This is a genomic window from Ruminococcus sp. 1001713B170207_170306_F1 (assembly GCF_015668065.1).
In the GTDB taxonomy this organism is placed as follows: Bacteria; Bacillota; Clostridia; order Lachnospirales; family Lachnospiraceae; genus Blautia_A; species Blautia_A faecis.
In genome coordinates this window covers 73,219-96,299 of sequence record NZ_JADPEX010000001.1, presented here as the reverse complement: position 1 = coordinate 96,299, position 23,081 = coordinate 73,219, and the positions used below count along the sequence as shown (strand labels likewise).

Annotated in this window: 25 protein-coding genes and 1 pseudogene; 13 read left to right on the top strand and 13 right to left on the bottom strand. The window is 40.1% G+C overall.

Going from position 1 to position 23,081, the window contains the following annotated elements; all coding sequences use genetic code 11:
• Positions 1 to 30 precede the first annotated feature (30 nt).
• Positions 31 to 246: a hypothetical protein gene (locus I4V84_RS00470; RefSeq protein ID WP_055225120.1), complete on the bottom strand. Its 216-nt coding sequence runs from the start codon at positions 244 to 246 to the stop codon at positions 31 to 33.
• Between the two features lie 129 nt (positions 247 to 375).
• On the opposite strand from I4V84_RS00470, the gene I4V84_RS00465 reads away from it, so the two are divergent.
• Positions 376 to 576 (top strand): hypothetical protein, encoded by a 201-nt coding sequence (locus I4V84_RS00465; RefSeq protein ID WP_154266806.1) that lies wholly within the window; start codon positions 376 to 378, stop codon positions 574 to 576.
• Between the two features lie 330 nt (positions 577 to 906).
• On the opposite strand, the gene I4V84_RS00460 is transcribed toward I4V84_RS00465, so the two are convergent.
• From I4V84_RS00460 to I4V84_RS00425, 8 genes and pseudogenes are all read right to left on the bottom strand, one after another.
• Positions 907 to 2,073, bottom strand: coding sequence for an XRE family transcriptional regulator (locus tag I4V84_RS00460; RefSeq protein ID WP_009320127.1), 1,167 nt, complete (start codon positions 2,071 to 2,073; stop codon positions 907 to 909).
• A gap of 325 nt (positions 2,074 to 2,398) precedes the next feature.
• On the bottom strand, positions 2,399 to 2,668 hold the full coding sequence (locus tag I4V84_RS19750) for a helix-turn-helix domain-containing protein (RefSeq protein ID WP_227097444.1): 270 nt from the start codon (positions 2,666 to 2,668) through the stop codon (positions 2,399 to 2,401).
• Positions 2,669 to 2,864: 196 nt separating this feature from the next.
• Positions 2,865 to 3,050 carry a DUF4177 domain-containing protein gene (locus tag I4V84_RS00450; RefSeq protein ID WP_044929481.1) on the bottom strand — a complete coding sequence of 62 codons (186 nt, stop codon included), beginning with the start codon at positions 3,048 to 3,050 and terminating at the stop codon, positions 2,865 to 2,867.
• Between the two features lie 22 nt (positions 3,051 to 3,072).
• Positions 3,073 to 3,294, bottom strand: coding sequence for a hypothetical protein (locus I4V84_RS00445; RefSeq protein ID WP_009320125.1), 222 nt, complete (start codon positions 3,292 to 3,294; stop codon positions 3,073 to 3,075).
• A gap of 239 nt (positions 3,295 to 3,533) precedes the next feature.
• Positions 3,534 to 4,190, bottom strand: a complete 657-nt coding sequence (locus I4V84_RS00440) for an ABC-2 transporter permease (RefSeq protein WP_009320123.1) — start codon at positions 4,188 to 4,190, stop codon at positions 3,534 to 3,536.
• Positions 4,187 to 5,038 (bottom strand): ABC transporter ATP-binding protein, encoded by an 852-nt coding sequence (locus I4V84_RS00435; RefSeq protein ID WP_004611556.1) that lies wholly within the window; start codon positions 5,036 to 5,038, stop codon positions 4,187 to 4,189. The genes I4V84_RS00440 and I4V84_RS00435 overlap by 4 nt, the downstream gene beginning before the upstream one ends.
• Positions 5,039 to 5,041: 3 nt before the next feature.
• Positions 5,042 to 5,413 carry a GntR family transcriptional regulator gene (locus tag I4V84_RS00430; RefSeq protein ID WP_004611555.1) on the bottom strand — a complete coding sequence of 124 codons (372 nt, stop codon included), beginning with the start codon at positions 5,411 to 5,413 and terminating at the stop codon, positions 5,042 to 5,044.
• Positions 5,414 to 5,623: 210 nt separating this feature from the next.
• Positions 5,624 to 5,749, bottom strand: a pseudogene (locus I4V84_RS00425) (helix-turn-helix transcriptional regulator); the annotation flags it as partial.
• Between the two features lie 234 nt (positions 5,750 to 5,983).
• Between I4V84_RS00425 and I4V84_RS00420 the strand changes: the two are divergent.
• Together I4V84_RS00420 and I4V84_RS00415 are read left to right on the top strand one after the other, a co-directional pair.
• Complete coding sequence (locus I4V84_RS00420) at positions 5,984 to 6,463, top strand: sigma-70 family RNA polymerase sigma factor (RefSeq protein ID WP_118578087.1); 480 nt, start codon at positions 5,984 to 5,986, stop codon at positions 6,461 to 6,463.
• A complete protein-coding gene (locus I4V84_RS00415) occupies positions 6,460 to 7,902 on the top strand; it encodes a hypothetical protein (protein WP_148462034.1) in 1,443 nt (480 codons plus the stop codon). The genes I4V84_RS00420 and I4V84_RS00415 overlap by 4 nt, the downstream gene beginning before the upstream one ends.
• A 61-nt stretch (positions 7,903 to 7,963) precedes the next feature.
• Here I4V84_RS00415 and I4V84_RS00410 read toward each other — a convergent pair whose 3' ends face one another.
• Positions 7,964 to 8,350 (bottom strand): substrate-binding domain-containing protein, encoded by a 387-nt coding sequence (locus I4V84_RS00410; protein ID WP_207748603.1) that lies wholly within the window; start codon positions 8,348 to 8,350, stop codon positions 7,964 to 7,966.
• Positions 8,351 to 8,710: 360 nt separating this feature from the next.
• Here I4V84_RS00410 and I4V84_RS00405 point away from each other — a divergent pair, with 360 nt between their 5' ends.
• The 7 genes from I4V84_RS00405 to I4V84_RS00375 all read left to right on the top strand — a co-directional run bounded on the left by I4V84_RS00405 (position 8,711) and on the right by I4V84_RS00375 (position 14,104).
• On the top strand, positions 8,711 to 9,691 hold the full coding sequence (locus I4V84_RS00405) for a leucine-rich repeat domain-containing protein (protein ID WP_195991018.1): 981 nt from the start codon (positions 8,711 to 8,713) through the stop codon (positions 9,689 to 9,691).
• 350 nt (positions 9,692 to 10,041) lie between these two features.
• Positions 10,042 to 10,488 carry a flavodoxin family protein gene (locus I4V84_RS00400; protein ID WP_118578117.1) on the top strand — a complete coding sequence of 149 codons (447 nt, stop codon included), beginning with the start codon at positions 10,042 to 10,044 and terminating at the stop codon, positions 10,486 to 10,488.
• 85 nt (positions 10,489 to 10,573) lie between these two features.
• Positions 10,574 to 11,044: a GNAT family N-acetyltransferase gene (locus I4V84_RS00395; protein ID WP_195991017.1), complete on the top strand. Its 471-nt coding sequence runs from the start codon at positions 10,574 to 10,576 to the stop codon at positions 11,042 to 11,044.
• Between the two features lie 37 nt (positions 11,045 to 11,081).
• A complete protein-coding gene (locus I4V84_RS00390; RefSeq protein ID WP_118578091.1) occupies positions 11,082 to 11,666 on the top strand; it encodes a sugar O-acetyltransferase in 585 nt (194 codons plus the stop codon).
• A 42-nt stretch (positions 11,667 to 11,708) separates the two neighbouring features.
• Entirely contained in the window at positions 11,709 to 11,924 is a 216-nt protein-coding gene (locus I4V84_RS00385; RefSeq protein ID WP_195991016.1) for a hypothetical protein, read from the top strand.
• A gap of 110 nt (positions 11,925 to 12,034) precedes the next feature.
• Positions 12,035 to 13,699 carry a dicarboxylate/amino acid:cation symporter gene (locus tag I4V84_RS00380; protein WP_195991015.1) on the top strand — a complete coding sequence of 555 codons (1,665 nt, stop codon included), beginning with the start codon at positions 12,035 to 12,037 and terminating at the stop codon, positions 13,697 to 13,699.
• A gap of 114 nt (positions 13,700 to 13,813) precedes the next feature.
• Positions 13,814 to 14,104 carry a transposase gene (locus I4V84_RS00375; RefSeq protein ID WP_334285979.1) on the top strand — a complete coding sequence of 97 codons (291 nt, stop codon included), beginning with the start codon at positions 13,814 to 13,816 and terminating at the stop codon, positions 14,102 to 14,104.
• Between the two features lie 57 nt (positions 14,105 to 14,161).
• On the opposite strand, the gene I4V84_RS00370 is transcribed toward I4V84_RS00375, so the two are convergent.
• From I4V84_RS00370 to I4V84_RS00360, 3 genes are read right to left on the bottom strand one after another with little or no spacing between them, the layout of a single operon-like run.
• Positions 14,162 to 16,540, bottom strand: coding sequence for a glycoside hydrolase family 95 protein (locus tag I4V84_RS00370; protein WP_195991014.1), 2,379 nt, complete (start codon positions 16,538 to 16,540; stop codon positions 14,162 to 14,164).
• A gap of 43 nt (positions 16,541 to 16,583) precedes the next feature.
• Complete coding sequence (locus I4V84_RS00365; RefSeq protein WP_195699182.1) at positions 16,584 to 17,762, bottom strand: response regulator; 1,179 nt, start codon at positions 17,760 to 17,762, stop codon at positions 16,584 to 16,586.
• Positions 17,763 to 17,814: 52 nt separating this feature from the next.
• Positions 17,815 to 19,584: a sensor histidine kinase gene (locus tag I4V84_RS00360; protein WP_195991013.1), complete on the bottom strand. Its 1,770-nt coding sequence runs from the start codon at positions 19,582 to 19,584 to the stop codon at positions 17,815 to 17,817.
• A 274-nt stretch (positions 19,585 to 19,858) separates the two neighbouring features.
• Here I4V84_RS00360 and I4V84_RS00355 point away from each other — a divergent pair, with 274 nt between their 5' ends.
• The 3 genes from I4V84_RS00355 to I4V84_RS00345 all read left to right on the top strand — a co-directional run bounded on the left by I4V84_RS00355 (position 19,859) and on the right by I4V84_RS00345 (position 23,077).
• Positions 19,859 to 21,205 (top strand): carbohydrate ABC transporter substrate-binding protein, encoded by a 1,347-nt coding sequence (locus I4V84_RS00355; RefSeq protein ID WP_118578097.1) that lies wholly within the window; start codon positions 19,859 to 19,861, stop codon positions 21,203 to 21,205.
• Between the two features lie 151 nt (positions 21,206 to 21,356).
• Positions 21,357 to 22,238 carry a sugar ABC transporter permease gene (locus I4V84_RS00350; protein ID WP_148462043.1) on the top strand — a complete coding sequence of 294 codons (882 nt, stop codon included), beginning with the start codon at positions 21,357 to 21,359 and terminating at the stop codon, positions 22,236 to 22,238.
• 11 nt (positions 22,239 to 22,249) lie between these two features.
• A complete protein-coding gene (locus I4V84_RS00345) occupies positions 22,250 to 23,077 on the top strand; it encodes a carbohydrate ABC transporter permease (RefSeq protein ID WP_118578099.1) in 828 nt (275 codons plus the stop codon).
• Positions 23,078 to 23,081 lie beyond the last annotated feature (4 nt).

Sequence of the window (23,081 nt, the reverse complement as noted above, 5' to 3'; positions counted from 1 at the left end):
TTCAATCTATTTCTTACAACTGCACCGAATTTATGCGATTGTCTGCTTTGCCTTTTCAAGCATAACATCAGTCAGAAGTTCTTCCATTGTCTTTCCCTTTTCAGAAAAATGCTCTTTTACAACAATCTTTGTTTTTCCTCTGTTGCCAATGCCACGCTTATTATTTGTCTTTTCTTGCCTTGTTTTTACAATATCAGCAATAACACATACCCCCCTTTCTGTAAAAATCTTTTCTAAACAATTCAATGGCATTTGTCATAGCCCACAGGAGTTCCACCTCTGCATAGTTCTTATGTAGCCGTACCCATTGCGTGCGACGCTCTGAACGCTCAAGCTGTGGCTGTACGGGAGTATCATTATCAGACAGGACAGGTCATGGCGATAAAAGAGGACAAATCTTTTACAGGAACACAAATAGGTTATCGCTCGCTTTTGCTGGAGAAAGGTCATGGCGTATCTGTTTCAACGGCTCGCTGTCTGTCTAAGGTATTGAATTGCTTTATTCAGTTGTCAAAGAACACAAAAGAAGAAAATCGTCTTTCCTATATATCGCGTTGGAAAAGAGCAAAAGCGTAACCAATATTCAAAACTTTTTTCTTTTCCTGTACCATATAGGGAAAGAAAGTGTCATTCTGCTAAGTTGCTGATGAAAAAACTTCTTTTCATACCCTAACTACCCATGCAACACCGTTATTGCCAACTATGGAATGAAAGATTTTCTTTGCTCCATATAGGGAACGGCAACTGCCAAAGGTTAAGTTGAGAATGAAAATATTTTCTTCTTTCACTCCATATAGGGAATGGAAACCTCGATTTAATGAGTAGTTTTGAAAAAAAGTTAGATTTCCTTTCCTCGCACCATATCTGTACGCAAGTAGCCGTTTTGTTGCAGATTTTTTGAAGAAATTAAAAAATACCGTCATTCCCTTGTGGAACAGCGGTATCTTTCTCAATCATATCTGCTATGTCTGTTGTCATTTGTTTAATTTTTAATTCCTGCTTTTCTGTTAGTCTTGTATGTCTGTCGATTTCTTCCAGATAATTTGCTCCTGTTTGCTTTTCAATCTCTTTTATCATCAATAAAGAGGGCATGACCTGTCTTTCTAACCAACGTTTTGTTTTATCCATATTGACAGCAACAGGCGTCATAATAAACGGAAGTGAAGTCGTTACATTATCTAAAAATATATCCCATAAAATATAAACGGGAAAATCTATCTGTGTGAGGATAAGGCTTGCTATGGTCTGTTCGGGATTTCTTGAAAAAACAAGTTGTTCTATCGTTTGTTCTGCTTTTCCACTTTTTAAACGAATTTCAAATCGGTTCTTAATGTCTGTTTTTATACCTTTGCTTTTTTGTTCCTTTTCTTTTTCATACAAGCAAAAGTAAATAGAACTATTCTTTGAACCGATATAAAAAGTTTTTGCAGTATCTCCATGTGTACCCGATAATTTTCCGCTGTCTACTGCTTCATGGGTTCTTGAACGTTTCCATACCTTGTTGGCATAATAACGTTCCCTTAGAATTTCTATATCCAGCAATCCGCCCATATCATTGACCGCCAAATCTATGCGTTTAAAAACACCTTGATAATCTATACAACTGCTTAAAAAGTAATACCAGTCTATCCCTCTTGCCTGTAAAACATATTCCAAGTTTCGACACCCCATACCTCTTAATTCCAATAAAACACCCATAGAACTATCTTTAGAAGCATTTACACTAATATCCCCATAGATATACTGTTCTTCATAACCAAACATTCCGTAATCTTCATGTATAAAATATTCGCTTTTCATTGCCAGTACATTTTTTATAATTTCCAATGCGTCTGTGGTAGGAAAACGAACACGCAGATAGTCAATCGTTAAAGTGAAAGGCTGTGTACAATTACAATAATCAAGATAATGTAAAAGTATATGTTTCATTTCTTTACTGGCTTTTGTTTTTCCGTTTTCAATTTCATTTAAGTTCTGCCTGCTAATTTGCAATTCCTGTGCCAGTCGTGATTGCGAATAATCACAGGCATTTCTCTTTTGCTTTAATGTTTCAATAAATTCTATATCATTCATGCTTCATTCCTCCAATCAAAAAAGGCATATACTCATAGGAGCATACACCTTGTATCTTATATTTATTTTCTATTGATATGCTGTTTTAGACCTGTCGGGTAAAAAGAATATGGTGTGAAGTGAAATAAGTTCTTATAACCTTATAAATCGTTGCATATCAGCAGTTTTGTATTTATTTTTTCTCTTGTCTTTTGTAATAGTACCCCCCTGTTAGATAACGGGGGCTTTATGGCTCGCTGACGCTCGCCCCACCGTCAGAGTGAACCAGCCGTTTGCCAGCAAAACTGGCATGGCTTGATGTCTTACGACCGCCACCACGTCTGGATCACTCCGGCGGTGTTGCTGTCTTGCCTACCATTTCCTCATTTTCCGTGTACTTATATCCAACACCTCTGACAATGACGATATAGCGTGGTCTGTCCGGCTCCGGCTCAATCTTCTTTCTTAATTTTCGTATGAATGAAGTCAGATTATTAGGGTCTGCCGGATAGTCATATCCCCATACATTTTCATAAATCTGTTCTTTGGTAAAAACCTGCTCCTTATGAGAAATGAGAAAATAAAGTATATCAAACTCTTTTGCTGTAAGCTGTATGATATTGCCTGTTTTGTGTGATACAGTACGAGTAAAAGGATTGATTATAAAATCTGTCCTGTCTTGTTGTATATAAGCAGGAGTGGTACATATCTTTTTCGATAGCCATTCAACTGTTTGCTGGAAATAATGTTCTTCATTATCCCAAAATTCTGCTACTAATATCTTCCCATAGTATCACCTGCGCTTTTAAAGATTATTTTTCAAATATCAAATCAATTCTTCTAAAACCGCCATGTGCATCTATTAAAGTAGGAATAAAACCAACATAGGAATATCCCTCTTTAGCATATTTGTTGATTATTTCTTTTGGTTCAGAAGCAGAATGGAATAGCACACCTTTTGCCTCAAATTTCACTTCTACATACTTATATTCTTTCATAATCATCAATACCGCCTTTCAATTATCTAAATGTTTTTCTAATTTCTTCTAATTCTTCTTCGTTTTCAACCCAATTTTCTGCATATCCACATGAACAACAAACATAACGTATTACAGGGATTTTCCCAAATAGCGTATAAGTGCTTGTGTAAATATTATTTCCGCTGGCATGGCGGTTAGGGTTATCTGGAATACGAACAATATCGGTTGAGCCACATTTAGGACATGATTTAGTATTTTTCATTTATATTCTCCTCACAACAGCAATTATTTTTTGTTACGTTTGATAAAAAACCAATATGCAAATACAATCAAGGCAAGAACACATAAAATACTATCCATGAAATCACCCACTTTATATACCTTTCTTTTTATCCTCTTTTTTCTTTTTGCGTTCCTTATATATCTTATTCCTTAAAGGAATACCACCGCACAGCAGTAGTACAACAGCCAATATTGTAAAGTCCATATGATTGCTCCTTTTTAAAATTCTTTTTTGTTCATAATTGACAAACTGATTTTCATTGAAACCAATAACATCAACAAAGCGATAATAATTGCAATAGCGATAAGAACTCCCATGCTTACAGTTGGCATATTATCTAACAGACTAACTAAATCAATATTGAAAATGGCTTCTGCTCCTTTCACGATAACGAGAGTGATTACTGCCAGACCGCCAAATGCACCAATCATAGCAATTCTTCCTTTATCTCCACCGAATTTTAGCTGAAAAGGAAGCATGATTGCTTGAACGACAATCATAATAGGTAAAATCATCAATGAACTCTGTACTAAGTCTGTAATAGGTAATGTATCTTTCAATACAGTTGTAATTATTCCTAAAACAGTTGCCAAAACCCAAGCCATACACCCCAATAATAGACCAAGAAAGTATTTTTCACTCACATAATGATTACGTGTAATAGGTAATGTAAACAGAAACGCATTTCCATTATCAAAATCATCATAACTGATTGTGCTTACTGTAAAAAGTGATACAATGAAACTCAGAAAACCTAATGGGAATATCACATCATCAGTAAATATCATCATTCCGATTACAATCGCCAAAATGAGCAACAGAAAATTTTTCTGTAACATCATCAATTTCAAATCTTTTACGAATAAGCCTTTCATTGTTCTGTCCCCCTTATCATCATGGTAATGACTTCATCTATTGTACCTTTTTCAATGGCAATTTTAGGATAATTCTCCATATAATACTGTTTCTGATTTGTCAGACAGCTATATCCATATGTTTCTTTTTTGGAACGCAATATAAACTGTTTATCCAGCTTGCTGTATTGTTCTGCGTCTACTTTTAATAAAGCATAGTCACTAAGAAGAACGTCCGTATCTTCATGCAGAATAATTTTTCCGTCATGTATCATATAAAGGTCATCACATAGCGACTCCAAATCACTGGATATATGAGAGCTGATTAAAATGGAGCGTTCTTCATCTTTTTCCAGAAATTCTCTTAACATTTCAAGCAATTCGTCTCTTGCGATTACATCTAAACCTGCTGTCGGTTCGTCCAGTATCAGCAGTTTTGCATTGTGTGAAATTGCAACCAGCACTTTTAATTTTGCTTTCATTCCTGTTGAAAATTCTTTTATCTGTTTATTCATAGGTAGTTGAAATTTCTGTACCTGTTCTATAAATAGTGATTTGTCGAATTTTGAGTACATATTCTGCAATATAGGGATAATATCTTTTATCTTCAGATACCCACTAAAACCAGAATCCGACAATACTACACCCAATTCCTCTTTATCTTTTGCTGTGAAGTCTTTTCTGTCCTTTCCAAGTATGGTAATATTTCCGCCGTCAGTTGAAATCAAACCTAATATCGCCTTAAATGTTGTGCTTTTTCCAGCACCATTTTGTCCAATCAAGCCTGTTACACATCCAGACATAAGCTCTAATGAACAATCAAGAGAAAAATTATCATAATGCTTTTTCAAGTGTTCAATTTTTAACATACATCAACCCTCCAATATCAACTCAAATAAACTTTTTATATCTTCATCACTAATACCACATCGTCTGCCTTTTTGGATAGCCTGCTCCAAATCCGCTTCCAATTCTTTTTTCTGTTCTTCCAAAAGCAGTTCTGTATTTGTAGCCGCTACATAAGTGCCTTTTCCATGTACTGTAACCGTAAAACCCTCACTTTCCAAATTGTCGTAAGCTTTTTTTACAGTTAAAGCACTTATTTTTAGTTCCTTAGAAAGTGTACGGACAGATGGAAGATTGTCGTTTTCCTTTAGTTCCCCGTTGCGTATGAGCATTTTAATCTGGTCAACAATCTGTTCATATATGGGAACCATTAGGGAAGTATTGATTATAATTTTCATTCTTTATATCCTTCCTTCTTTTCTTGATAACAGTATATAACAGTTACAAACTGTTGTCAAGTGTTATATAGTGTTTATTTTAAATTTTCTTTTGAAATTAAAAACATGCAAATCAATATAGAAATGCATGTTAAAAAATATAGTATTCTATTGTAATTCCTTTAACGCAAGCAGGTGTTTCATGGATTGTTTCTAATATCCTTTTGTTGGGGAAACTCCCCGTTCCCATTTTGAGACAGATGCAAAGGTAACGCCTAAAGCTTCCGCTAACTGCTCCTGTGTCATAGCGTGTTCTTTTCGCAACTTGCTTATATTTGCAGAAAGTGATAATTTCATCTTTGGTACCTCCCTTTTTCTTTATATCTATATTTTACTGTAAATTTGCAAATAAGGAAGGTATCAAGAGTACAATTAGTTTAGTTTTTTTTGGACTGTTAGTTTAGCATTTGCATAGTCAGCTTATCATAATTATTTATGCGAAAATGAATTATTGGGGGATATTTTTGTTTTCTATGCGTCTAATAGATGTAAAGAAAAAGCTGGCCGGCATGAAAAAGAGGTGGTATTTAAATGACAAAAGAACAACTGGGAAATCTGATCCTGGATTCGGAAAGACAATTATACTCAACTGCAAAAACAATCTTATTCAGTGACCAGGACTGTGCAGATGCTATCCAGGAGACAATTGTAAAAGCTTTTTCCAAAATAGACACATTAAAAAACGATAAATATGCCCGTACCTGGTTGATCCGAATTTTGATCAACGAATGTTACAACCTCGTACGTAAGTCCAGTAAGTTTATTTCGTTTGAAGATCTGGAGGACAGACTGGAAATGGAATCAGAAAAGTCAAAGGATTACAGCGAATTGTATGCCGCTGTAAATTCCTTAAAAGAGGAGCTGCGTTTGCCCGTTATTTTGTATTACATAGAAGATTTCAGCGTAAGAGAAATCGCCCAGATCCTTGAAATATCGGAAGGTGCTGTTCAGAAGAGACTTGCAAGGGCAAGGGGAAAATTAAGGCAGGAATTGCAGGAGGTGCTGGTATGAGATTAGAAGATATGAAAAGCGATATTCCCGAAACACCGGATTTTATCCATAAAATGATTCAAAATGAGGTTGCAAAGCAGATACAGGATACAAAGGTGATGAATCTTCAAAGAAGAAAAACATGGACGATTCCCAAAATCGCAGCTGTAGCAGCTGCTTGTACGCTGGCAGTTTCCACAGCAGCATATGCAGGTGTAAATCTGTATCACTGGTTTCTGGAGAAGCAGGGCGCTTATGGTGTAGCGGTTAAAATTGATGCCGATAGCATGGCAAAGGAAACCATGCTTCCAGATGAGGTTCCAGAGGTAAATCTGTTTGCCAGATACATTCCAAAAGGCATGAGCTGGAATGACGAGTATCATCTTCAGTATCCGGAACATGAACAGACCGGCGGGTTTAGCTTTGCATCTGTTCTGTTGGATAAAAATGATCTGGGACAGGTTGTGCAGGATCAGAATGTTATTGATAGCGAGGAGCGTACATTTGGAGAATATCAGGGAGTATACCTAAAGTATAATAGCATCGCCAAAAGTGGAACTTTTAACCAGAGAATTTACCTTGTCTGCCCGGATTTATACCGTGTGATTATGATCTACATAGGAGATGACGTATCAAAAGAGGATGCCATAAAGGTGGCTGAGAATCTGGTGATTACGGGAAACACAACTATGGTAAAAACTGCCGGGATGCCTACCTGGAGTGAAGACATGATAGCTGAAAAGATAGAAAATGATGATGATGAAATAATCACTTCTGTAAATGAGAAGGAGCTGCCTGTTTACCAGATCGGTGACACCTTTGATCTGAATGCGACTGGGGAAGACACAAATGGTGAGTATCTGACGAAAACCATTTCTGCAAAGGTGGATTCCATCCAGATCGCAGATGACCTTCAGCTTCTTGAGCCTGACAAAATACCGGAGGAATGGACAGAAGCAATTGGGGCTGATGGAAAACTGTCTGCAAATACATTGAATTATGTAAAATCTGGTGATGGAATCAATTCCCTGGATGAGATTGTGAAGTCAGAAGCTGTGAACCAGAAACTGGTTTATGCCACAGTGACCTATACAAACAATTCAGATGAGGAAATCGACCATATGCTTTATCTTGGTGCTTTGCTAACCATGACAAAGGAAAATGGAAGAGTACAGATTTACGTTCCAACGGAACAGTCCGGCGATGGCTATGACCGCATCACCTGGGATGGCATGGCAAAGACCGGAGAAATGGTTTATTATAATGTCTCTGAAAATTATGGCAATGGCGGAAACTACATTTCCTCTATAAAGCCAGATGAAAGCGTGCAGCTGAACATGGCCTGGATCGTAAATGAAAATGACCTGGAAAATCTGTATCTTAATGTAACCGGTGATGGAGCCTCGTATGAGTTTTCTGAAAATATACTAAAAAATGGACTTGTAGATATTCGCAAATAATAGTTTAAATATGTAAAAAACGAAGCAAATTAACCATTTCCGGCAGTCAACAGCTGTCGTGTTAAAAGTCCCGGAATGCCAGTAATGTGGATTCCGGGACTTTTGGATAAAAACTAAAAATGGTTGTCTCACGTTTAATTAGAGTGGGTAGTACTGTTTTGTGAATGGGGGTCTCCATAATAGCTGGGCGACGCTTTTTACGGTTTTTCATCTGCATGACGAGGATATCCATGGCTTCTTTAGTAAGAACATCGATTTGCTGATGTATCGTGCTGAATGGTATAAGGTATTCTGACGCAATCGGTGAATCGTCAAAACCAACAACCTGATAGGTTGGAGGTAATTCTCCGTATTTCTTTAGAACCAAATTTAAAAAAATAGATGCCAAAGGATCCTGCCACCAATGAAGATGCTTACGCACAAATAATTTATATGCCAGGTAGTTCATATCCGATTCAGGATAAAGATGTTACATTGTATGCAGTTTAGGCACAAAACAGTGGAACGCTGATGGAAGATATTACGATTGCGGTAAGAAATGATGGCAAGGTACCCTCAGAACCCGCCATTTAAATAGCGTTTTTCGAAATCAGAAATGAAATCGAGAAACGCTTCTTATTTCCGCAATTTTGCTTCGTCCTGTAAATTTCAGTGTACCTATTCTTTTGGGTCAGATCATATCGTAAAGGAAAATTATTGGATTAAACATAATTTTACTGGCTGTAATGATAGTGACAATGAAATTCTTTTACTATATTCTGATAATGTAAAGATTGCATAATATTGATTGTGGAAAGGGGGCAGCAGAATGAAGAAAAGGATATTGACTGTGGTGATTGCAATCGCAATACTGGCAGGAATTGCGGTACCGGTAAGGGCAGAAGAAACTGTTCCGGAAGAAGCCGTGGAGTGCCTGACAGAGATGCCTTATGAAGCATTACCGGAAGAAGAGTTTGAGTTTGATGAAGCAAGCAGAACGATTACTGCGTATATCGGAACATCTGTGGATGTTATTATACCGCGTACGATTGGTGGTGTGCCGGTAGAAAATATTTCCTATAATGCTTTTGAATGTGCAAGAGATTATGTGCATTCGGATATGGCAACCAATCAGAAAGAAGGCGAGTGGCTGCCAATGCGCTGTCTGATTCTGCCGGAGACATTGAAGTCTATAGAGGACAGTGCTTTTACCCACTGCCATGATCTGGAAACTGTGATTTGTTATGCACCTCTGGAAAATACGAATAAAGGTTTATTTGAGGAATGTAAGGGATTGAAAACAGTGATTTTTGTGAACGGGGTTGGAGAGATGGACAATTACCTGTTTAATTACTGTAAGAATTTGAAGACCGTATGGTGGAAGGGAAAGGTAAACAGAATCGGGGTACAGTGTTTTGGAGCTACAGGTTTGGAGCAGTTCTGTGTGAATGCGAAGAATATTGACAGTTGTGCATTTATCGGATGTGAAGATTTGAAGGAAATACACATTCGCAGCGGAGTTGAAAATCTTAATATGACAGCATTTGCAATGCTGGCAGGAATCGAAACAATTTGTCTGGAAGGGATTGATCCAGATGTAATGGAAGCAGACTGGGTGAACTTACAGAACAGCACAGTTACTATCATGGTGCCAGAGGATACTACTGATGAACAGCTGCAGCTTGTGACTCAGAAGTTTGCCAGTGCATATATAATTGTAAATAAATCCCAGGTACAGAAGGACAGCTGCCAGCTGTCGGATGATCCAATGCCGGATATTGATGGCATAGTTGGTGAATATAGTATTTAACCGAATCAAGTAGCGAAGCGGACCTGGAATATCCGCTTGACAGGAAAATCTGATTAACCGTCAAGGTACATTGATATTGTATGCATGAAAAGATCCCAGTAAAGTGGAGGCGTTTTAGCCATTCGCTTTGCAAAGGGATCTTTTTCTGATTTGCATACTCAAATGTCTGCAAAAACAGGTTATTTTGATCCGAAGAATATAGAATAGTTAAGCTATATATGATAATATAAAGACATCATACACATAGGAGCTTCGATAATTTGAACACAGGTCACGAAGCGACTGCGTTCATGAGCAAGTAGTAAAGCGGACCTGGAATGTCCGCTTTACTTTATCAGAAAGGAAAACAAATGAGAAAAGCAATCGTATATGCATCTGTGCATCATGGAAATACAGAAAAATTAGTAAAGCGCATAGCAGACGAGTGTCAGTTCAGTTTAATTGATGCTGTAAAGCAGCCAAATGCAGATCTGAGCAGCTATGATATGATTGGTTTTGCATCGGGAATCTATTTTTCGAAATTTCATCAATCATTATTGGGATTTGCGGAGAAAAACTTACCAGACAACAAAAAGGTATTCCTGATTTGTACTTATGGTGGAAATGCAAACTATAAATCCATAGAGCAGATTTTGAGTAAGAAGCATTCTAAGGTGATCGGAAAATTCGGATGCAAGGGTTATGACACATTTGGTCCATTTAAACTGGTTGGTGGAATTGCAAAAGGGCATCCAGATGATGAAGATATTAAAAATGCAGTTGAGTTTGTAAGAGGATGCCAGATAAAACATTGTTGATGGTATCTCCTTATTTTGGAAATAGAAATATTGTGATTGGCGAGGGAAAATGCGGATAAATCAATCTGTTAAAAGGAGAGCGAAAATGATGATCAGAGACGCAAAAGAAAAAGACATTCCGAGAATTCTAGAGTTATTAAAACAGGTGCTGCAAATTCATGCAGATATAAGACCTGATATTTTTATTCCGGGTACAACAAAATATACCATAGACGAATTGAGAGAGATTTTGAAGAATAAAGAAACACCAATATATGTTGCAGTAAATGAGGCTGATGTTTGCGTAGGGTATGCATTTTGTCAATTACGGGAGCAGTCTTTTTCAAACAATATGGTTCCATTTAAATCTCTTTTTATTGATGATCTGTGTATTGATCAGGAAGCACGAGGTCAGCATATTGGTGAAAGCCTGTTTGAATATGTAAAAAACGAAGCAAAGCAGCTGGGCTGCTATGAAGTGACATTGAATGTATGGACAGGAAATACTTCAGCAGAAAAGTTTTATGAGAAAATGGGAATGCGAACAAAAGAAAGACAAATGGAATACATATTATAAAAAAACAATGTGGTTTGGATATCAGATGGAGGTACCTATGACAGAAAGAGAAAAAATGCTGGCAGGAGAACTATATGATTGCGGAGATGCGGAACTGCTGACACAATGGCATAAGGCAAAAGATCTGGTAAGAGATTATAATCAGATGAATTCTGCGGATGCAGATGAAAAAGAACGAATTCTGAATGAACTTCTTGGCGGAAAAGGCAAAAACTTATGGATAACGGCTCCTTTTTACGTTGACTATGGTAATAATATCTACTTCGGAAATAACTGTGAAGTAAATATGAATTGTACCTTTCTTGATGACAATATAATTCGTATCGGTGATAATGCCTTAATTGCACCGAATGTACAGATTTATACGGCATTTCATCCGACAAATGCCATAGATCGCTTCGGGATACCTAAAGAAGACGGATCATTTGAATTTTGTAAAACACAAACAGCACCAGTTATCATTGGAAATAATGTATGGATTGGTGGCGGAGCTATTATTTTACCGGGCGTTACCATCGGGAATAATGTTGTGATTGGAGCAGGAAGTGTTGTAACAAAAAATATTCCCGACAATGTGATTGCTGTAGGCAGTCCTTGCAGAGTGGTCCGTAGGAATCAGTAACAAACATGTTTTATCCAGATAAATATACAAGTGGGAGATATTATGCCTGAAATACAGAAGAAAATTGAATTACTACAGAAAATTGCACATCGATTTAATGAAGCAAATATAGAGTGGGCTTTAGGCGCATCTATGCTGCTGTACTTTAAAGGGATTCTTTCAGAATTTCATGATATTGATTTAATGATCTCTGTTCATGATGCTGAACAGGTCCGGACGATTTTATCAGAAATGGGAGAACTTCACGCACCGATTTGATTTCCGGTATTATTGCAGTTATATCGGTATTGGTAGGAACTTATATGACGTCAAGTGGAATCAAAAACTGTAAATAAAAGATTTTAGGGTTAGGAGGGATTAATAGAACTATGAGCAAAAGATTGCTGGTAGAGCAGAAGCATACAAAAGCGGGAATAGAGTTTATCAAAGAAGGTCTGGAAGAGTTTGGCATAGAGAAAAAGCAGACCATAAAGACAATGCTTTTAGTAGAGGAAGTATTGGTGAAATTAAGGGAGCATGCCAAAGACCCTGATGAAAAGATCTGCATTATTTTGAATAAAAGGTTTGGCAGGGTATATGTGAATCTGTCACTCCGTGGTGAGAAATTCCAGTTTATTTATGGTCATACCATAGAAGAAGTACTGGACCAGGAAAATGATGATCTTCAGAGCGCACAGGAAAAAGAAGAAAAAATAATCCGGGATGTCCTTCTCAAGGCGAATGAAGAAAGACTGCGCTATAAAAACAAGAACAACATGAACCTGGTAGAAATTACAGTACAGAAAAATCCCCATGCCATGGTATTACATACAATGCTGGCTTTAATAGCTGCAATCGTAATAGGTGTATTGATGAAAGTGTTTGTACCTTCAGGCGTGAACGAAGCACTGAACAATACTATTTTTACATCTATCAGCACAATGTTCCTGAATGCTTTGAAGATGATTGTAGGCCCGGTAGTATTTTTCTCCATAGCATGCTGCATTTCCCAATTTGGAGATCTGAAAGAAGCCGGACGTATTGGTGGAAAAATCATGGGCTTTTACCTGCTTACCACGGTTCTGGCAATTCTTACGGCAACAGGTGTGTTTGAATTATTGAAGCCAGGTAATCCAGAGCTTGCGGCAAAACTGGCTGGAGATGCAGCTGCGGTGTCGGTTTCGGATGTAAGTATTTCAATCAAGGATACAATTGTAGGAATCATTCCGGCAAACTTTGTAAAACCGTTTTTAGATTCCAACATGATGCAGCTCATCTTTTTGGCAGTTCTGATTGGAATTGCATTAGAGAAGATCGGGGAGCATTCCAGATTATTAAAGGATATATTCGAAGCATGCAATGACCTGTTCCTGAAGATTACAGTGATGCTGGTACGTTTCATACCTGTTGCAACCTTTTGCTCCATTGTATCGGTTGTATTAAAGACAGGACCGGATGTGCTGTTGTCCATGCTGGCCATGCTGGGAACTTTTGCAGTAGGAATCGTGGCGATGATCACTGTATATTGTATATTACTTGGAGTAATCGGCCGTTTGAATCCGATTCCCTTTTTGAAAAAATACAGTCCCACAATGCTTCAGGTGTTCGGCATGGCTTCCAGTAATGCGGCGATCATTGTGAACATGGATGCCTGCGAGAATAAACTTGGTATATCAAAGAAAATCTATTCCCTGTCTATTCCCCTGGGGGCAACGGTAAATATGGACGGAACCTGTATATATTTGGTGATATTTGGCATGGCACTGGCAAGAGTTTTCGGTGTTGATATCAACGGTGGAATGATGCTGTCTATGTTTTTCTCCGTGTTTGTTCTTTCTGTAGGTGCGCCAGGAGTTCCAGGAGCGGGGCTTGTATGCCTGTCTGTACTTCTGACACAGTTGAATGTTCCGCTTGCAGGAATCGGACTGGTCATGGGACTGGACTCCCTGCTTGGAATGATGCGTGCAATGAGCAACAGCCTGGGCGATGTGACAGCATCCCTAATTGTTGCAAAATCAGAAAAGAAGCTTGATATGGAAAAATATATGAGTTAGATTGAAAAAACTATAAAAAATAGGTATTAAGCTTTCGTATAGAAGCTACATGCCAATCCATGGTTTATGTCAGGTACATGCACTTGCTTATAATATATTTAATTAGTTTAGATGATTGGCGTTATCTGCAAATATGAGAAAACAACGTATAGAATTTCTCCAATTTTTAAATTTTCGACGACGGTCAGGACGGTGATTTATACTACAAATACCATTGAATCCCTGAATTCTACCTACCGGAAACTGAATCGCCAGAGAAGCGTATTTCCAAGCGATACAGCTCTATTAAAGGTACTGTATCTTGCCACATTTGAAGTTACCAAGAGATGGACCAGTACGATCCGGAACTGGGCACAGGTGTATGGTGAACTGAGTATTATGTACGAAGGGCGCCTTCCAGAGTAACGAATAAACAGGCGAATAAGACGGGCGGAAAACCGTCTGCTCTCACAAAGTTCTTCCTCAGCTTAGCATCCCATTTCCTTCGTATGTCACGCCCCCACGCAGTGAATAGCCCCTCACGTCCCCTTTTCCGACGCGGAGACGTAAAGTGGTGTCATGAGCAGGAGTTAAGGTGTAGGTGACATTCTTCCCCTCCCATTTAAGATCCACGCGGATGTTTCCGCGGGCAATGAACCCCGTGGCTTCCCCATTTCTCCAGGAGGGTGGGAGCGCAGGGAGAAGGACAAGCTCTTCTCCCTGGCTTTGAACCAGGATCTCGGCAACCGCAGCACTGTAACCTAAATTCCCATCAATCTGGAACGGTGGGTGGGCACAAAATAAATTGGGATAGATGCCACCTCTTCGTATTCCCATTTCTTCTATTGGATCTACTACATAAAACAGGTTTTTCATAATTTTCTCCACATGAGCGCCATCCTCCATACGGGCCCACATCAGAACCTTCCACGCCAGACTCCATCCGGTTCCCTCATCACCTCGAAGTTCAAGACTCTTTCTCACTGCTTTATACAATTCAGGTGTCTGTGGAGTAATGCCGCAGCCAGGATGAAGCTCATAAAGATGAGAAACATGGCGATGATGCACATCCTGCTCTGGAAATTCCTGGTTCCATTCCAGAATCTGTCCCTTGCTTCCAATAGCAGTAGGTACCATGCGCTCCAGCGCTTCCAGTACATCACACATTATCTGATTCTGCAAGCCAAGCACTTCACAGCCCTTCACATAATCCCGAAACAGATTTCTTGCAATGGCCATGGTATTTTCACTGTATTCTGCCACGGAACAATCCTCATAAAACAGATTTTCCGGTGAGGTAGCGGGACAGATGGCAAGTCCCTGATCTGTTTCCTGAAGCTGAGCCAGACAGAATCGCACATTTTCTTCCAGTATAGGCATAATTTCCTTCAAATACTCTTTATCTTCTGTAAATAAGTACTGGTCGAACAGATTTCGGCAGAGCCATGCCTCCCCAAATGGCCAGAACGCCCACACCGCCTTTCCTGTTGCAGGAGAAGTTTTACCCCAGATATCCGTGTTGTGAAAACAGGCAGTTCCTTCACAGTTAAGCAGTTCTCTGGCGGTTTTCTGTCCATTTTTAACCAGCGCTTTGCAAAGATTTACCAGTGGCTCCTGCATTTTGGCAAGATTCAGTGGTCCTGTCATCCAGTAATTCATTTCGGTATTGATATTTACGGTGAAATCACTGAACCATGGTGGAATAATATCATTGCTCCAGATTCCCTGCAGATTGGCAGCCTGGGTTCCTGGTCTGGAAGATGAGATGAGCAAATATTTTCCGAAAGCAAACAGGATTGCATAAAGCTCCGGGTCAGATGCGCCCTCATGAAATGCTGCAAGACGCTCCCGCAGATCACACTGAGAAGTTTCAGCAGAAATCTTCGGTACATCATCCCACAGTCTCAATGAAGTTCTCCCATAAAAAGACCTGTATTCCTCTACGTGCTCGTTCAGCAGCTCTTCAAATGGTTTTGAAAGTTTTTCTAAATCGGCAGCCAGCATATGATGAATTTGGGCATCGGAATATTGCTCAGTATATGCTTTGTCAAATCCCCGGAAGCTGGTACGGATTGCCATACGGATTTCCACCCCAGTTACATGCTCCAATAGAATTCCATCAGCAGATCCAGTAGCTCTTCCACCTTCTGCAGTTACGCACCCTTCTCCTATAAAGTGTACACCCTGAAGCTCTGGTTCGTCCGGGAAAAGGAACTCTTCCGGTTTATTTTCCTTAATAACCTTCAGTCCGCTTCTTCCCGGACAGATTCCGGTAAGCGTGAAATGATTTTCCTTATAATCTTTCTCACGGATAAAGGCTCCGTCACAGTGGACCAAAATAGAAAATGGCCGGCTGCTATTAATCTGATACACAAGTCCTTGAGCCGGTGCGCTGATAAAGCAGGTACGTGTAAACTTAGCTCCATTTCTCACATAGCACTCAGACGCCACAGCCCTGTCTAAATCCAAATGTCTCTCATAATCTGTCACTGCTGTATCTGAATCTGGCGAAGCACCTGCAACTGTACCTCCATCAGCATCATAATTATCCTCCACAAAATCCAGAAGCAGATCCCCAAAGGGCAGATAAACCTGTACATCCTCAGCTTCTTCCAGCTTCTTTTCTATAACCTGTTTTGCTTCCTCATATTTCCTTGCTTTTGCAAGCTCCCTGGCCTGCTTCACTACTTCAGGGGAAAGTCCGGTCTGTCCGCTGTAAGGGGAGCCTGACCATAAGGTGTCCTCATTTAACTGTAACACTTCATGATCCAAAGCTCCGTGAATAACCGCTCCCATTCGTCCATTTCCCAGTGGAAATCCCTCCAGCCAGCATTTTGCCGGATTTTTATAATACAATTCCATATATTTATTCCTTTCATTATGGTATATTGGTGTTATGATCTGTCTACTGATGATACTTCTTTCCATATTCCGATGGCGAAATTCCCATGCATTTCTTAAACAGCCTGCTGAAATAAAGCTGATCATCAATTCCTACCATGGAAGAAATCTCTTTCATGGACATGGTATTTTCCTTGATCAGGGTTGCGGCCTTGCGTATCCGCAGATTATTCAGATAATTGGTAATGCTTGTGCCAACCTCAGATTTAAAAATCCTGCACAGATAACTGGAGCTTAAATTTACGTTTGCAGAAATAGAAGACAGGGTCAGCCTGTACATGTAATTTTCCTCCATATACTCCAGGGTTTTCGCTACATCAGTTTTATAGTGTCCCTCATTAGAGGAAAATTCCCGGAACACATTTCGCGCTTCCTCGTAATTTTCCAACATTTCCTGATAGGGCATATCTGGTGCAAAGGACTGATACATGGTAAAACGATTGTATAGCTTTTTTACCAGCTGTTCCACCTTAATTTCACTGTCGGACAGTTCTGTCTGGGAAAAAACAACCAGTGCGCTATAATCGTTCAGCACCAGAATATAGGGCTGAAGCACTCCCTGAACCGCATCCAGGATCATATCCCGCAGAAGACTCCCGGAGATGGAGAATGCGTCATTAGATAAATACTTCTCAAAGGTTACATAGCAGACGGCACAGGAAGCTTCCATAAATGCAAGTCGGGTTTTAGCATGCTGTCCCATATAATCTGAAAGCTTTACATCCTTCTGAAAAAATTCCAGCAGCAGCTTTGCTATATCCTCTTCCGGATCCTTTTTTTCGGTTTCCCAATTTCTGGGCACTTCGTCCTTTAATTTTTCTACCGTTTTATTCAGACAGGCAAGAAGGGTATCTGGCTGGATCTTAATTTTTAGCAGATAATCTGCCGCACCAAGCAACAGTGCACTTCGCACAGAATCAAAATCCTCGTAATTGCTAAGTACCAGAATTTCTCCCGGACAATTCTTTTCCTTTAAAGTCCGAATCAGCTCAAGCCCGTCCATCCCAGGCATTTTCAGGTCTGTGATGATCACATCCGGATGATGCTGTTCGATCAAAGGCAGTGCCTCGAGTCCATTTGATGCCGTTCCGCAAATAGAAAAGCCATGCTCCTCCCAGGGTAGGATGGAACGAAGCGCAATTTTTACAATAGGCTCATCATCCACAATCAGTATACTGTACATGTATCGTCCTTTCTGACCAGAGCGTGTTTGAAAAAGGCTCTAGTTGTGTATTTTATGAAAGCGTGTCCGCATAAAGCTCCGGCAGGGTCAGGGTACAAGTAGTTCCTTTTCCCGGCTGGCTGTTAATTTTCAGCCCGTATTTTCGTCCGAAATTCAGCTGGATCCGGTCATTTACATTGGCGACGCCAATCCTTTTCCGTTCCGGGTGAGGTGCCAGGGCGTCATCTGTTACCTCAAAGCCTTTGCCGTCATCAGACAGTTCGATCATTACATCCTTATTTTCCCGCCAGCAGGTAATCTGAATCTCCATCACCGTGCCATTATCTGACGAACCGTGCATCACCGAGTTTTCTGCCAGAGGCTGCAGAATCAGCTTTGGAACCAGGCAGGAGAGCAGTTCATCCTCCTCCACATGGAAAGAATATTCAAAGCTTCCTGCATACCGGATCCTAAGAATGGAAAAATAATTTTCCAGATTTTCCAGTTCCTCCTGAATCGTAATATATTCATTCTTATTGGTAAGGGTATTTTGTAAAAGACTGCTTAGCGCCTGGATTCCGTCGCTTACAATCTGATCCTTATGCATGGCAGCCACAAACCGAAGACTGTTCAGAGTATTGAAAAGGAAATGAGGATTCAGCTGATACTGAAGCATCTGCAGCTCCAGCTCTCTTTTTTTCTTTTCCTGAGTCTTCTGCTGATCCATCAGATGTTCAATGGTATCTGCCATATGATCCATGCTGCCGGAAAGCCGGGAGAGTTCATCCTTATGCTTGTCTTGAATACGCACAGATAATTTTCCTTCGGAAACCTCACGGCAGAATTCCAGCATTCTTTTAATAGGAGACATAATTCCCTGATATACCATGGCTACAATTCCGATGCACAGTAAAACCAGAAACATTACCACTACAAGAATCTGTTTCAGCATGGCATAAACTTCTGAATTGATATAGTGGTAAGGCATGGTATATACAAACAGCTGATTCAGATTTTTATTAAAAATATAGGTCACCAGCTGTTCCTCCCCATTCTCATGGATACTAAAGGAATCGGTTTTCTTTGGAAGCCTTTCCTGGATTTTTTTCAGAAGCTCCTCATCCGTTTTCTCCCCCAGGGCTATACTTCGGTTCCAGGAAGAGAGCACCGTTCCATCCAGATTCATATACATAATATTGGAAGAATCTGACAGTCCCACAGGCTCCAGTACCGTCTTGGAAAAGATTTTTTCTTCAATAGAAATCAGAGTGTATCCGATTACCCGGCTTTTGGAATAATGCTCGTAAATCCTTCTTCCAAGAACCAGAATATTTCTGTCACGGTAAGTATGTGCATAAGCCCACACATCCTGGTCCTGCTCCTCAAGCTGCGATAGGATTCGGTCCACATCCTTCTGATAGAACCCGTCATAGCCCAGATCATAAAAAATATTTCCATCTGTATCATAGACAGTAATGTTTTTCGCCTGGGCAGGATAGATGATTTTATTGCGGATCATGCTTTGAATCTCCAGTATCGCCTGATTCTTTTCCATATCTGTCATGTCCTTTTTCAGAAGACCTTTTTTAATCTCTTCACTAATACAGATGGAACCACACAGATACTGGTATTTCTCAATCTCACTTACCATATTCAGATTGATCATGGACAGGGTCTGGGAAATAGATGCAGAAAGCTTCTCCTGAAGTGCCGCGGAAAATATATGAAAAGAATAGCCGCTGATTCCTACCAATGGTATAATAGAAATCATCAGAAGGGCAATTACAAGTCTTGTTTTGATGCTGAATTTACGAAATCCCTGAAAATGATATTTTTTTTCCATGGAGGCTCCTCCTGTTACTGGCCATGACGGGTATCTGTCAAAATATTATTATTTTCATTCATTATACAGGAAAAAAACAGAATAATCTATGTAAAAGCAAAAGATGAAAAAATAATACATATATGCCGCAAGAAAATCCATATAGGATATTATTTATAAGAAAATGCTCCATAACGAGAATTGTTTTGTCGATTTACGACAAAAGATTTTTGCAATATAATAGCATCATCAGGCAAACGTAATAAAACAGCCAACCAGAAGGAGGAAACACCATATGAAAAAAAGATTTGCAGCATCCGCAATGATTCTTGCCATGAGCGCAGCTACTGTACTTTCTCCGCTCACAACATTTGCGGAAGCAGAAGAACAGGAACTGAACATTGCCATTTTCCAGGGTGGATACGGAGATGCTTACTGGAATCAGATGGTAGAGCTTTTTGAAGCAAGCCATGAGGGCGTGAAGGTAAATATGACGATCAGCCCGACTATTGGTGATATTATCCGTCCACAGATCGTAGCCGGAAACGCGCCGGATTTTATCTGTCTCAACGATGGTGGTGAGGACGGCGTAATTCTTTCTTTGATTAAAGAACATGCACTTTTAAATCTGGACGATGTATTTGACGGAGAAAACTATGCTGGAACCGGTACTCTTCGCGATGACATTACAGACGGAATTCTTTCCAGTACAAAGTGTGCACCATACGGAGACGATGAAATTTATCTGGCACCATTTAACAGTGGTCCGCAGGGTCTGATCTACAACAAGACCTTTTTCGATGAGAACAATCTGGAAGTTCCAAAAACATGGGACGAGTTTTTCACACTTGGCGATACCTTAAAGGATATTGACGGACGTGCGCTTTTCACCTATCAGGGAATTTATCCGGGATACATGGAAGAAATGCTCTGGCCGGCAATTGCAAATGAGTGCGGTGAGGAAGCTCTTACCAAGATTGCCAATTATGAGGAAGGTTCCTTCAACAACGAAGGTGTGTTAAAGGCTCTTACCCATATCAAAGAAATTGCAGAGAAAGGTTATCTGTTAGAGGGTACTGTAGGTATGAACCATACAGAGTCCCAGACAGAGATGATGCTTGGAAAAGCTGCATTTATCACGAACGGAACCTGGATGGAAAATGAGATGCAGGATGCTCCAAGAGAAGAAGGCTTTGAGTTTGCAATGGCCCCGATCCCAACTGAGAACGCAGATGATGTGCATTATGTATTCGACAGCTGTGAGCAGTTCTCCATTCCGGCTGCTGCAAAGAATCCGGAGCTTGCAAAAGAATTCCTTCGTTTCCTGTACAGCGATGAATCCGTATCTGCATTTGCAGAGGCTTCCGGTGCCCTCTATGCTACCAAGAGTGCCCGTGAAGTAGCAAAAGATAAGCTGTCTACTGCAATCTATAATATGTACGGAATCTACGAAGAGGCAAATGCTTCTTCCTTGATCATGAGCTTTGCAGCAGTTCCGGCTGACTGCAAGATCAACCCGAAAGATGAGATCTTCAATCCGATCACTTCTGTTATGAACGATGAAATGACAGTAGAAGAGTGGGCACAGAACGTGGAAGCTGCTTTCGCACAGGTTCGTGCTGATATGGAAGCTGCCAACTAAACTTCATATGCCAGCCGGATAAAAACGGTAAAGCATGGAAAGGCTGCTGCACAGTGTATGCGGCAGCCTTTTGTAACCCTGAACAGATAGATTGCCAATCGGTGATGTCATCCACATTTTTCAATATTTAAATTTAAAGAGGTGAGCAAGCGTGGTAAAAAAGCCCAGATTATTTATAGCCCTGTGTACGCTTCCTGCATTGATCTTAACCATTGTTTTTATGATTGTCCCTATGGTAAATGCCATTTATCTGTCTTTTACCAGTTCCACTGCACTTAGCGTAGGCTTTAACAGCAAATTTGTATTTTTGGATAATTACAGGTATATGTTCCAGGATAAGGATTTTCTTCAGGCACTGTTTAATACTCTTAAGCTGATGCTGGTAATCCCGGCTGTGACCATATTTCTAAGTCTTGTATTTGCATTTATCCTTACTCAGGGACAGCTTAAGGAAAAGTCATTTTACCGGACCGTATTCTTTTTCCCAAGTATTGTTTCCATGACTGTAGTTGGTATTGTGTGGTCCTTTGTGTTTAATCCCACAAGAGGAATTCTGAATCATATGCTTGATCTGTTCCATCTCTCCACCTGGAAACACGCATGGCTTGGAGAGGGAAAAACGGCTCTCTGGTGTATCGGTGCAGCCTTGGTGTGGCAGGCCATTGGTTATTACATGGTCATGCATGTGGCTTCCATTGATGGGATTTCCCAGGAGGTTTATGAAGCTGCTTCCATTGACGGCGCAACAGGAGTGCAGAAGTTCTTTAAGATCACCATTCCGCTGCTACGCAGATCAATTGGAACGACCTATATACTTTCCCTGTCTGGTACTATCAACTTAAGTTTTACCCTGTCCAATGTTATGACAGGTGGTGGACCAAACGGCGCATCCAGTGTCCTGTTGCAGTATATGTACACCCAGGGTATGAGAAATGCCAACTTTGGATATGCCATGGCAATCGCCATGTTTACCCTTGGCCTTGCAATCGTCCTTGCAATGATTTCTAAAAAAATATCATCTGAAAAAGAATAGGAGGGAGACTGATGAAAACTGTAAGAACCTGGTGTATCAGGATCCTGATGATTCTGTTTACCGTTATCTTTTTGTATCCGCTTTTCTGGAACCTGATGTCTGCGTTTAAGACAAATGCAGAATATCTGACAGATCCTTATGCATTGCCCGCAGCTTTGAATCTGGATAATTTTGTGGCAGCATGGCAGAAAGCAAATATTGCCGCTTATTTTGGAAATTCCATATTTGTGACAGTGCTTTCCACTGTATTGCTTCTGCTTTTGGTCATTCCCATCTCTTATGTACTGGCAAGATACCGTTTTGTGGGCAGCAGGCTGATTTCTACGGTCTACATGGCTTGTATTTTTCTGCAGGCTACTTACATTATGATTCCTTTGTTTCTAGAATTACAGGCTGTGAACGGATTAAATAACCTGCCGGTATTATGTCTTGTTTATGCAGTTATGCAGTTTCCTTTCTGTATTTTTACCTTACAGGGATTTATGTCTGCGGTACCAAGGGATTATGAGGAGTCTGCAAGAATTGACGGTGCTACTAATATCCAGCTGTTATTAAGAGTTATGGTGCCTCTTGCAAAACCCGGGATTGCGACCATTACGATGTTAAGTGCCATGGGCTTCTGGAATGAATATCCACTGGCACTTGTTCTTCTTACGGAAGATGCAAAGAAAACCCTTCCCATCGGTATGGCAAACTTGTTTGAGGTGCAGAAATATGCTACAGACTGGGGCGCCCTGTTTGCCGGACTTGTAATCGTTATGATCCCAACAATTATTATCTATCTCATTGGACAGAGATATCTGCTTCAGGGAATCGGTGCAGGCGGGTTGAAGGGATGAAAAA